Origin of the sequence: Planktotalea sp. (assembly GCF_965659345.1) — a bacterium.
Lineage (GTDB): Bacteria > Pseudomonadota > Alphaproteobacteria > Rhodobacterales > Rhodobacteraceae > Planktotalea.
Window position 1 is genome coordinate 17,026 of the sequence record NZ_CBFHVK010000002.1, and the last position, 12,003, is coordinate 29,028.

A 12,003-nucleotide genomic window follows, 5' to 3' on the forward strand; every position below is an offset into this window, starting at 1 on the left:
ATAAATATAAAAAGCTGCCAACGTGCATTTTGGCACGCGGCAGCCTTTGAAATTTTGCTTTGGGTTAAGCCTTAGAAAAAGGCGTTAATATTCTGCGCAATCCTCGCCGAATTCAAAGTCACCATCATACTTGGCTTTGATGCGCTCTAAATAGGCCGGCATTGCAGCGGGGTTTGGAAAGCCTGGTGGGAAATGCACTGATACGACTTTCTTAACCCCACAGTTTTGAGCCAACTCAGCGATCTCTTCTGGTCCCAAATGATGCTCCGCCATATGGCTGCCGATCATTTGCAGCCGTTCTTCTGGCATCTGGGGATTCATCGCGCGAATGCGCACCATTGTCGCGGCGGAATCCATCATTTCACCGATCATGATGTCTGCACCCATCGCCAATTCTTGTAAGGCGTTGCAGGGACCTGTGTCGCCAGTGACCACGACGCTGCGCTCGGGAAGGTCAAAGCGCAAGGACAATGACAGATACCCTTCTTTGCCAAAATCTTCTTCGCCACGGTAGTGGGTGTTCTCGCAATTAGTGACCTTCATCCCGTCAATTTCAATCACATCGCCAGGGACGATTTCAGTAACCTGCACGAAGTCCTTGGGATGGGGCAAAACTTGGCCCGGTACACCAAAGCCGATTTCTTGCGGCACGTTGCAAGCAACGCAAAGCGCATCGATGATTTTTTTGGTGCCTGGTGGTCCGTAGATCGTCAGCGGTTTTTGGCGCTGTGTCATCATATTCAGGCCAAGGCAGGCGAAAAGGCTCCCGATATGATCGAAGTGATGATGTGTCAGAAAGAGGTGGTGCACATCACGGTATTCGATGCCGGCCCTTTTGAGCTGCCCCATCGCGCCTTCACCACAATCGATCAGAATTGGAGCATCGCCATTCATGACGACATGAGCAGGTTGCGCGCGTAGCGGGTTTGCCACCGGGCCACCAGCGGTGCCAAGTGTAATGACGGAATTTGGTGTAACCATGGGCAGGACCTTTCTTGCAGACAAATACGCTAAAGCGAATGATGAGCGGATCCTAAAGCCACTGGATGCATCATGAAAATTGATAAACACAATGCTATGTATTTCTTGTGGCCATGCCTCAACGTGAGGTGTTTGAACCTTGCGATATTAATCAAACAGAGCGTCGGCGCACACTCATCAACAAACCTGCAGTTAAAATGAAAAGCGCCAAGATACTGGGCAGGTTTAGCGTCTCGCCCAAGATCAACGCGCCGAGTAACGCACCACCGCCCGGAACGGCTGCCAAAATGAAAGAGGTGTTCCCATTGCCAATCGTACGCGATGCGTGTGCGACAAAGAGAAGGCCAATGAGGTTGGGAACGAAGCCTTGATATATTGCCTGAAGCATAAAAGGGCCAAAGGGTGATTCTGTCATGCCCGAGGGCAACCAAATGGCCCAAATAGGCAGATAATATGCGGCATTTACGACTGTTCCACAAAATATGATTTGCATCGCGCCAAGCTGCCAGCGTTCTGCCAAGATCATATATGCGGAGAAAAATAAGGCTCCTGTCAAGAATAACAAATCCCCAATCCAAGCATCTGCATTGCTGGTTGCGCTCGCGTCCCAAGCCAGAACAATGGCTGATACAAAAATCAGCAGACCCCCGATCACTTGTTTTGCGCTTGGCAGAACGCGCATCAAAACAATTGCAAAAAGGATACTGATAAGCGGCAAAACACCGTTCATAAAAATCCCGCCATGCGCGGCCGGCGCGTAGAGAAAACCGGAAAACACAAAGAGGATGTAGATAGGCCCCAAAATGAATGACAGCACAGCAATCTGAAAAAGCCGCAACCCGCGCCAAGGCTTGTAATAGATACAAAGCGGTACTGCGATCAGCGACGCCAATCCGTAGCGTAGCGCAGCCAGATCATAAATCGTAAGTCCGCTGTCATTCGCAACACGGCTCACGATCAACCAAAAAGACCAGACAAGAACGATGCACCAAGCCGCCGCGTAGCCGGTAACATGAGAAGAAACACCGGTAGACATCTGTTTTGCGCTCAAACTGTTGGGAGGGATTATTTATCCTGTGTAAATCTGTAAGTTCGCAGCAGCGCTGAAGCAAGGGGGCATTAAACAGGGCACACCACTTCGATCAGGGATGGTCCAGGCTCTGCCAATCCAGCAATCAGTGCTTTTACAAAGCTGTCGATATCTTCTGCACGCGTTGCGGGGATCCCGTGGCCTTTTGCCAAAGACACCCAATCAAGCGTTGGGTTTTCGACGTCAAACATTGCTTGCGCATTTTTACCAACTTGCCCGACGCCGACGTTCGTCAGCTCATTACGCAAAATTTGATAGCCGCGATTTGCAAATACGATGACAGTTATGTCGAGGTTTTCGCGTGCCATTGTCCACAGGGATTGCAACGTATACATCGCAGACCCATCGCCTGTAAGGGCGATGACCTTGCGCTCGGGGGCTGCGATGGCTGCGCCTGTGGCGCAGGGCAAACATAAGCCAATCGCGCCTCCAGTTCCTGCAAGCATTTCGTGTGGGCGCGCTTTGCCGATCAGGGGTAAAATCTTGTGTCCGGACGTGACGGATTCATTACAGACAATCGCATTTTCGGGTATCAAGGCCGCCAAGGCCTGACCCACTTTTTCTAATGTCATTGAACCGCTTGGAATGTCGGGCAAGTCAAGTTGGACGCTTGTCATCTGGGTTTTGGAGGTGACACCAACAGCGTCCGCTAACGCCGTAAGCGTCCATTCCACATCGTCTGTGCGCGCACATAAATCAGCAATTACACAATCCGCAGGTTCAGGCACACTTGGCTTATCAGGATAGGCAAAAAATGCGACTGGCCTGTCAGCGCCGATCAGAGTGATCGAAGACGTGCCGATCAGTTGGTTGATCTTTGGCTCCACAGCATAAACCAACTGGTCAATCTTTGCTGTTCCTGCCCCTTTTGAAATACGTGGAATCAACGTGTCAGCCATCAGACGACACCCTGTGGCCGCTGCGATCTTGCCAGCAAGCGCGCGCAACGACCCAAAGAGGGCCGCATCGCCGATCAAAAGCGCGGCTCCGGGTGTTTTCAAACGCTGGGCTGCGGCTTCAATGTCTTGCTGCGAAGGGCGATGAAGGCTTTGGGATCCAGCCAAAGGCGCTTGTGTCCGCGTAACGTCGTTCCAAGCCGTATCTGCTGGCAGAACCAGTGTCGCGATTTGTCCGTTCTCAGCCCGCGCGGCCTGAATGGCCGCTGCGCCATCGGATGCAACACTATCAGCGTCGCCTGATACGCGGGTCCAATGACTGATCGAATGGCTGATACCAAGAATATCGCCTTTCAACGGGCTCTCATATCGCAAGTGTTGAGTGGCGTGATCCCCGACAACATTGACGATGCCTGAGCCCGCTTTTCGCGCATTGTGTAGATTTGCAAAGGCGTTGCCGAAACCCGGTGCAAGATGCAAAAGCGTGCCAGCGACATCGCGTTTCATGCGGTAATAGCCGTCTGCGGCTCCTGTCGTGCCACCCTCAAACAAGCACAAGACGCAATTCATTTCCGGGTGATCGTCCAAAGCCGCCACGAAGTGCATTTCAGAGGTTCCGGGATTAGCGAATACCGTATCGACTGAATTGTTCAAAAACGTCTTAACCAGTGAATCTGCACCGTTCATAGGATGTCCTTTCAAATGCGTCTACACAGCTTAACGGAGTGCGAATTCAATTGTCATCGAATTTATTCAACTGAATTCCCAAACGACTTGGCGGAACATTGGCAATTTGAACAGGTAAGCGTCATTGTGAACGCGTAAACGTCATATGGGCTACGCTTGCGAGCTGGCCAAAACGGGAGCTGCTTAGATGATTGCAATAAATCCGCCGTTTTCGGGAAACCCACCCAGCGAAACTGTTGTGGCTCGTATCCGTGAAAATGCCAAAGCTCACCCTGAAAACTGCGCTTTGGTGTGTGGTGATGCAAAGGTGAGTTGGGGTCAGCTTGACACGAGGATCAACAAAATTGCGAACCTGTTGCTGAGGCTTGGGCTACGCAAAGGCGATAATGTCGCGATCCTTTCGCCCAACTCTATTGCCTATGCGGAACTGTTCTTGGGGATTTTGCGGGCAGGGGGGTGCGTGACGCCGCTGTCTTCGATGGCTTCGTCGGAGGCGCTTCATAAGATGCTGTTAGAATGCCAGCCAAAGGCAATTTTTATAGCAGAACAGTATTTTGATTTGGTGAGCGACTTTGTTCAAACACTACCGATAACGCGCTTCGCGCTCGATTTTAGAATGGATGGTTTTGAGGCCTACGAAGACGCGCTCGCAAACGCTGAAACGCATGATCCTATGATTGCGATCGAAATGAGTGATCCGTTCAATCTGATCTATTCTTCAGGCACAACAGGGACCCCGAAAGGGATCGTTCAAAACCATCAAATGCGCGCTGCTCAGATGGATCGCGTGTCGCCCAACGGATACGATGACAAAGCACGCACGCTAATCTCGACGCCGCTTTATTCCAACACAACAATCGTTTCGTTCATTCCAACGCTGTTTGGTGGGTCCACAGTTTATCTGATGCCAAAATTTGATGCGCGCGCTTACCTCGAAATTGTTGAGCGTGAAAAGATCACACATACGATGTTGGTTCCCGTTCAATATAAACGCATCATGGATGTGTCAGATTTCGATAGGTTTGATCTGAGCTCAATGCGGGTGAAATTTTCAACCTCGGCCCCCTTGCGCGCTGATGTGAAGGCAGATGTTCTTGCGCGGTTTCCAGGGAAATTGATCGAATATTATGGACTTACAGAAGGGGGCGGTGTCACAGTTTTGGTGGCGGATGAACATCCAACAAAGTTACATACTGTGGGGCAGCTCGCGCCCGGCAATGACATTTGTTTAATCGACACAAACGGCAAAGAAGTATCGCAAGGGCAGGTCGGTGAAATCTGCGGGCGTGGACCCACTATGATGGCGGGGTACTATGGTCGCGATGATCTGACGTCTGAGTATATCTGGCGCAATGACGCGGGTGACATCTACTTCCGATCTGGTGATATGGGGTCATTTGACCCCGATGGGTTCCTTGTTCTGTCAGATCGTAAAAAGGATATGATTATTTCTGGTGGACTTAATATCTATGCGAATGATCTTGAACTGGTTCTTTTGGATGATCCTGATGTGTCGGATGTCGCTGTTATCGGAGTGCCTTCAGATGCATGGGGGGAAACGCCACTTGGCCTTGTTGTTCTGCGCGCAGATGCAACGCGCAGTGCAGAGCAGATCAGAGAGCGCGCCAATGCAAAGCTTGGTAAAAGCCAACGTCTTTCAGACATTGAGACCCGAGATGTTCTGCCGCGCAGCACGATTGGCAAAATCTTAAAGAAAGATCTTCGCGCACCCTATTGGGAGTAAGCGACAGGGGCTTAGCCGTTAAAGTTTAGCTTCAAACCGGGGCTGGGCCAGCGCGTGTGATAAAGGCATCCTGTGCCCGATGCTGTGATCCAAGCATCTCTCATGTCCGGCCCGCCAAAGCAAATATTGGTGACGTAGGGATCGCCCGGCAACTCTAGAAATGTGACGTCACCGCCGTCCAAAGGTACGGTGGATATGCCGCCGCGCATCAAAGTGGCGACACAAATCTGCCCATCAGCTTGTACCGCCAAACTGTCAAGCAACTGATAATCTGGTAACGTCGTGACCAGACGGCCCGGCATGTCAAAACGAACTTGTCCAATGTGTCCCGGCTCGATCAAATTAAAGCTCCACACGCGCCCTGTTCGGGTTTCGGCGACATGTACCGTCTGATCGTCCGGCGAAAGCCCAATGCCGTTAGGGGTAATCATAGGCCCATGCACGCGGCGAATAGCGCTGCCGTCGGTTTGCGCATAATAGAACGCCCCGTGATGCACGTATTCGGGCGTCGTCTTGCCAAGGTCTGTGAAATAAAAGCCCCCTTGTGCATCAAATACGATGTCATTGGGGCCGCGCAAAGGTTGACCATCGCAGCTTTGATAGATCGTCTCAAAAGCACCGGTCACGGGGTCAACGCGCTGGATTGATCCTGTTTCGTAATCGTTTGGGGTGCCGACAGGGCGTGTGATGCCGTCTTTCTGCGTCCAAACGAAACCGCCATTGTTGCAGACGTAAATCATGCCATCCGGCCCGACTGCTGCGCCGTTAGGTCCACCACCAAGGTCTGCGATGACCTCGATACGGCCATCGGGATGCACGCGCGAAAGCGTTTGGCGTTTGATTTCCACAAGGATGACAGAGCCATCTGCCATTGCAATAGGCCCCTCAGGGAACGCAAGCCCGTCACACACTTTCGTCAGTTTCATCATCATAGTCCTCAAATGAAAACGCAGCCGCAGATTGAATACGGCTGCGTATGTTTTCTTAGTTCAGCGTAAGCGCCGCGATGATCTGATCGAAGACACCTTGCGCTTTGGCGCGCATTTCATCGTCAGTCGCATCCTGAATAGGATGTGGCACTAACGCATAATGTGCATCGTTCATACCTAGTGCAGCGCGCTGTGCTTTCGCGGCTTGCGCGAACTCACTTGACGCAATGGCGACTGCCGGGATCCCCTGGATTTCAAACCAGACGTTGTCGTGCATACTGCACGTCGTACAAGATCCTCAGTCGGCCAGCGCTTCTACGAGGTAGTCGCATTCGTCACGAATTTTGTGACGCAACGCATCTGGGCAAGGTTTCGCATACGTCGGCTTGGAATAACGCCGCACGGAGAGTTCCGGTGCGGCCTTTTCCAAAAGTTGCTCTACCTCATCCAGCAGCACATTGCCGCGTGGTTTTGAGATGTCCAACAGCGCAATGACGCCCGCTAAACTGCCGGTCCGTGTAGTGACCTGCCGCTCAACAGGGACGCGTTCGTCTGTTGGGTCGAGAATTGTTGTCATACTGGCTCCCTTCTCTAGGAAATAGTCTAAGGAGCAACACGCCGGCGTCAATCTTTGCTTGAGTACGTTGGGCCGTTTTCAGCAGCGCTTGTGCATTACACGCCGATCTTTTTTGACACCGAGAGCGACCCAGTTGCACCTGTGACCCAACCATGAAACGCCGATGAAAACTTACCCGCTTCCGAACCTGCAACCACGATGTGGATATATTCGGAACTGGCGAATTTGGCTCCCACGGGGGCATCGCTTTTGGTGTCGCTGCGCAATGCTGCATCGACGCTTTGTTCGGCGTCTGGGCGGGCCGTTACGCTTTGGATGTGCGCCCTCAGCGCGTCTTTTGAAAATTCCCCGTCTTTCATCAACGTATCAATGTGTTCTGGGCAAACGACCAACACAGCATCCACGGGTATGTTGCGCATTTTGGGTGAAAACACGCCGTCCAATCCAAGCCCCAACGTATCCGCAATGTCATGCGGACTGCGCGAACGCTGATCGACGATATGCATCGGGCCACTGGTCATTGCGAAAAGGGTCACAACAGAATCCTGCGCATCAAACCCACGCTCCACATGAAGGGCAGGCCAAGGCGAACGTTCTTCATGTTCCGCAAAGCACATGGTAAATTTCATCGGATTACCAAGCGTAGAGCGTTCAACCCCACCCGTCGATGCGCCGCCCACGTTTCGCACCACTAAACGAAGCGCGCGCCCGATTGTTGCATTGGCACGATTGCCCGCACCCAAAGCACCCAGACCCTTATTCATACCAATTTTGTCGCGGATCGGGCCATTGACCACCATAACAGGGGATGCGCCCATGGTGGTTGCGGTCACGCCGTGGATGTTAAACTCATCGGTGCACGCGGCCTCAACCGCGGCAATCACAACTGGCAAGTATTCAGGCTTACACCCTGCCATGACAGCGTTGATCGCGATTTTTTCGACTGTCGCCTCCCCCATGTTGGGTGGGACAGCGGCCACAACCTCTTGAGGGTCGCGTTGTGTGCCGGAAAGCATGCGCATAACCCGCTCAGGTGTTGGTGGCACCAAGGGAAGCCCATCTGAAAACCCCTGGTCAAACATAAACTCAGCCACGTCGTCGCTGCTGGCAATGTCGATTTGACGCGCATGTATCGGGCTGTTTTCGGCTGCAGCGCGTAGTTTGTTATGGATCGTGGGATCAAGATGTTTGGATCCGCAGCCAGGGCGCCATTCTGGCAGGCTTGCCCAGTCTATTTGCGCGGCGGCTTGTGCCGTGTCTTTGCTCATTTCAGCAGCAAGAGTTTCCCAATCCGCACGAATAAAACCCTCGAAGTGGGATTTTATATCGCCTGCGTCATCAATCCAGAAAACGGACGGGACGCTTTCGATATCCCATTCAAACGCAGTTTGGCACGACGTATCATCAAGCACAGGCATGGAAAGGCTGTGCCGTTCAGCAAAGATTGCATTTGCTTCACCTGACTGGGCAATCAAAAGAACGTCTACCGCGTCACCATGCGCCTGTTTCAGTGCTTCCAAAACAGGGGCTGCAGTGTTGCAGGTCTCGCAGTCCTCTTTCACGAAACAGATCAAACTGGCGCGCTTGCTTGGAAAGCCATGAGGCACCCCAGACAAATCGTTCAATAAGAAGTCCTTTGGCGCTTTGCTCATATCTGTTCTCCTTTGCGCGGTGTCATGCAGAGAGCCACACAGCTAAAGTTCTATGGCGGAGGTGGATGGGAATCGAACCCACCACACGCCGTTTCGACGCGTCCATGGTTTTGAAGACCAGGGAAGCCACCAGACTCCAGTCACCTCCGTGTCTGATGAGCCTATCAAGTACCATGGTTCTGGGAAACTGTTTTCATGGGTACAACGTAGCGGGTGTCTTTGTCGCGAACGGTCATGCCATGGGCATCGAAGTGCTCAAGCAAAGGCACGATTATTTTTCGACTTGTGCCAAGTGCGACGCGGGCTTGGGATGTTGTGAAGGTGTGGGTCTCTGGGAAGACCGCGTTTAGTGTGTCAGCGGCATCTGTTATTGCGTCGACATGAAAGATCAGGAACTGGTTGAGCGCGACATTGTGCAAGAGGGTCAAGCGTTTCGTTTCGATCAACAGTTGTGTCAGTTCGGCCGTTTCGTCGTTTTTTGGAAAAGCTTCCAAAGCCAGCTCATTGATCCCTGCGCGCTGATAGGCTGTTTCGATCTCATCAAGTACGCGGCGCTGGGCATCGCTGATCAGCTTCATTGGGTTGTGAGAGACAAGCGCAACTTTGTTTGCTTGTTTCAGCAATATCCCATCCGCGACGAGCTTATCTTCGACGTGGTTTAGCAACCACTGTGCGAAAGATCTAAGGTCGATCACTTTGCGCGGCGCGCTTGATCGCAGTGGGTGGGCGTCGTGATACTGTGCGATGGCCTGAAGCACTGCTTCTTTGGCGCTCTCGATCTGTTCTTGGCTGCTCAGATAATCATCGTTCAGGTTTTGAAAATTTGAACTAAGCGCTGTAAGAAGATCATCTAATCTCAGGCGTGCGACCTTTGCGATGTTATGGGCTTTTGCAACGCCGTTTCCTTGCTTGATCAAAGCATCAGCGATGGCGTTTGGATCACCTTTTTGCGCAGCCTCCAACACGTTCAAACGTTCACGGTCTCCGGAACCTGTAGGTATTGCTTGAGGGTCTAAAAATACGGCTTTTCCAATCGTTTCGGATGGGGACAAACACCTTAAAATGCCGACCTGACCGGCGAAACAAACGACAGGTTTGCTAAAGCGTAACTGCGCGAACCCTTGGTTGCCCCCTTTGAATAAACGCAGCTGAGCGACGGCGCTCGATGCACCAAACAAGATGCGCACATCTTGCATGTGTTTCAACCGTCGCGTTTGCTTTGGCAAGATTTCCAGATGCACATCGACATTTTGAGTGGGTGCACCCAAACCCTGCGTACATAGCACAGAGCCGCGTGCAATATCATTGGGGTTGATCCCCCTCAGGTTCGCCGCCATTCGCTCACCCGGTTGAACATGATCACGCGTGGAACCCCGGCTTTGCAAACTACGGATTGATACTTCACGGCCTTGGGGTTGCAGAACTAGCCTATCGTCACTCGTGATCGCTTGGCCAAGTAACGTCCCAGTCACAACCGTGCCTTTCCCAGTGAGGTTGAAACTGCGATCAATCGGTAAAAAGCTATAGGGTGACGAAACGTTTAGACAGGATCGCTGGAGCAGGTTTTCCAATGCCCTGTTCAGCACCTCGATACCTTCACCGGATTGTGCCGAACATACGATCAAAGGTGCTTTTGCATATGGGGTTTGGGATAGCGTGGCTTTGATCTTGGCAAGTTGTTTTGGCCGATCATTGGAAGGACAGGTATCTGCTTTGGTTATAGCGATTATAGCCTGTGAAATCCCAAGCAACGCAGCAATGCGCAGATGCTCCAAGGTCTGTTCACAGACACCGTCCACGAGTGAGATCACGATCAAAGCGGCTTGCGCACCGGATGCGCCAGAGATCATCGCTTGAATAAAATCTTTGTGTCCGGGAGCGTCGACCAAATCGATGATACCGCTGTCATATGTGCAATAGGCAAAGCCGTTTGTGATGGATAAGCCGCGCGCTTTCTCTTCGGGCAAACGGTCTGTATCGGTTCCTGTCAACGCACGCACCAGCGATGTTTTGCCATGGTCCACATGACCAATTACGACGGTGCAGCAAGTTTTCATTGTTTTAGAATAGCGCTGACAGCGGCACTTATGCCCAAAACGTCTGTATCGCTTAGGCCACGGACATCAAAGATGCTTCTGTCGTTCTTGATCCGCCCGATCACGGGCGTTTCGCTCTGTCGTAATTTCGCGGCCAGCTGATCTGGTGACATGCCCTGCAGTGCTATTGAGACTGCAAAACTTGCAAGGCCTTGTCCCGGCAAAGTCCCAGCACCCACTTGGCAAGTGCTTTGAAAGACTTCGACATCTTCGAGGCCGAGATGTTTGAAGTCTTGTGCTAAACGCTCTGCGCGTTTTTGAACGGCTTCTAAAGGTTCTGATACCATTCGAAGGACAGGAATTTTCTGGGTTGGATCATAGGGCGGGCGATAAAGCCGCAACGTCGCTTCAAGCGCCGCAAGTGAGAGTTTGTCGATACGCACCGCCCGCATCAAAGGGTGCGATTTAAGATCGTTGATGATGTCTGCGCGCCCGGCAATGATCCCAGCCTGCGGGCCGCCAAGCAATTTATCGCCTGAAAACATAACCAGATCGACACCGGCCTTGAGAATGTCAGTGACGACAGGTTCATCAACCAATCCATAGGGGGCCAAGTCAATCAAGACACCGCTGCCAAGGTCCTCCATCAAAATCACATTGTTTTCTTGTGCCAAGCGAGCCAGATCGCGCCTGTTGGGTGCGGCGGTGAAGCCTATGATTTTGAAGTTGCTCGTGTGGCTTTTTAACAAAACGGCTGTGTCTTCATCGATGGCTTCAGCGTAGTCGCGTGCTCTTGTTTTGTTGGTTGCGCCCACCTCGCGCAAAGCCGCACCGCTTTGCGCAATGACGTCAGGCAAGCGGAATGAGCCGCCAATTTCAATCAACTCACCACGAGAGGCCACGACATTGCGACCCGCCGCGGTCGCCATCAGACTTAGCAGAACTGCGGCGGCACAATTGTTTACGACAACCGCCGCTTGAGCGCCTGTGAGCGCGCAGATCAACGCTTCCACATGCGCGTGGCGCGAGCCGCGCTTCCCAGTCTTCAAATCGAACTCAAGGTTGGAGGGCGCATCTGCGACAGCCTGCATCGCGGCGACTGCTTCAGGTGCCAAACAAGCGCGCCCCAGATTGGTGTGGATCAAAATACCCGTCGCGTTGATCACCGTTTTAAGCGAAGGCGCGTTCGCTGTTTTGATTGTCTCCTCCACGATTTCACTAAATTGCCTGCTGTCAAAGGGAGGGAGGTTAGCATCGAGGTTGTCGCGTAAATCACGACGTGCTGTGACAGTAATCTGGCGCAGTGCATCTACAATTTGTGCATGCCCATGCTCTGCCTGAAGCGCCTTGATCAAAGGCTGGTCCAGCAAAGTTTGAATTTGGGGAATATCCCTCAAAGTTTTGATCACGT

The 12,003-nt window shown here is 52.2% G+C and carries 9 protein-coding genes and 1 tRNA gene; 1 reads left to right on the plus strand and 9 read right to left on the minus strand.

The window, feature by feature from the left end; all coding sequences use genetic code 11:
• Positions 1 to 84 precede the first annotated feature (84 nt).
• The 3 genes from ACTG3Z_RS01555 to ACTG3Z_RS01565 all read right to left on the minus strand — a co-directional run bounded on the left by ACTG3Z_RS01555 (position 85) and on the right by ACTG3Z_RS01565 (position 3,654).
• The gene (locus tag ACTG3Z_RS01555; protein ID WP_439140889.1) at positions 85 to 981 is read right to left on the minus strand and encodes an MBL fold metallo-hydrolase; all 897 of its coding nucleotides are present in this window, start codon (positions 979 to 981) and stop codon (positions 85 to 87) included.
• Positions 982 to 1,132: 151 nt separating this feature from the next.
• Positions 1,133 to 2,017: a DMT family transporter gene (locus ACTG3Z_RS01560; protein ID WP_439140890.1), complete on the minus strand. Its 885-nt coding sequence runs from the start codon at positions 2,015 to 2,017 to the stop codon at positions 1,133 to 1,135.
• An 83-nt stretch (positions 2,018 to 2,100) separates the two neighbouring features.
• Positions 2,101 to 3,654, minus strand: a complete 1,554-nt coding sequence (locus ACTG3Z_RS01565) for an acetolactate synthase large subunit (protein WP_439140891.1) — start codon at positions 3,652 to 3,654, stop codon at positions 2,101 to 2,103.
• A 187-nt stretch (positions 3,655 to 3,841) separates the two neighbouring features.
• Here ACTG3Z_RS01565 and ACTG3Z_RS01570 point away from each other — a divergent pair, with 187 nt between their 5' ends.
• Entirely contained in the window at positions 3,842 to 5,398 is a 1,557-nt protein-coding gene (locus ACTG3Z_RS01570) for a class I adenylate-forming enzyme family protein (protein WP_439140892.1), read from the plus strand.
• Positions 5,399 to 5,409: 11 nt separating this feature from the next.
• Here ACTG3Z_RS01570 and ACTG3Z_RS01575 read toward each other — a convergent pair whose 3' ends face one another.
• The 6 genes from ACTG3Z_RS01575 to selA form a co-directional block, all read right to left on the minus strand.
• On the minus strand, positions 5,410 to 6,324 hold the full coding sequence (locus ACTG3Z_RS01575; RefSeq protein WP_439140893.1) for an SMP-30/gluconolactonase/LRE family protein: 915 nt from the start codon (positions 6,322 to 6,324) through the stop codon (positions 5,410 to 5,412).
• Between the two features lie 58 nt (positions 6,325 to 6,382).
• A complete protein-coding gene (locus tag ACTG3Z_RS01580; protein WP_439140894.1) occupies positions 6,383 to 6,904 on the minus strand; it encodes a UGSC family (seleno)protein in 522 nt (173 codons plus the stop codon).
• 95 nt (positions 6,905 to 6,999) lie between these two features.
• The gene (locus ACTG3Z_RS01585) at positions 7,000 to 8,556 is read right to left on the minus strand and encodes a TlpA family protein disulfide reductase (protein WP_439140895.1); all 1,557 of its coding nucleotides are present in this window, start codon (positions 8,554 to 8,556) and stop codon (positions 7,000 to 7,002) included.
• A gap of 53 nt (positions 8,557 to 8,609) precedes the next feature.
• Positions 8,610 to 8,704 (minus strand) — tRNA-Sec (locus ACTG3Z_RS01590).
• Between the two features lie 16 nt (positions 8,705 to 8,720).
• A complete protein-coding gene (selB, locus tag ACTG3Z_RS01595; protein WP_439140896.1) occupies positions 8,721 to 10,613 on the minus strand; it encodes a selenocysteine-specific translation elongation factor in 1,893 nt (630 codons plus the stop codon).
• Positions 10,610 to 12,001 carry an L-seryl-tRNA(Sec) selenium transferase gene (gene selA / locus ACTG3Z_RS01600; protein WP_439140897.1) on the minus strand — a complete coding sequence of 464 codons (1,392 nt, stop codon included), beginning with the start codon at positions 11,999 to 12,001 and terminating at the stop codon, positions 10,610 to 10,612. The genes selB and selA overlap by 4 nt, the downstream gene beginning before the upstream one ends.
• Between the last annotated feature and the right edge of the window lie 2 nt (positions 12,002 to 12,003).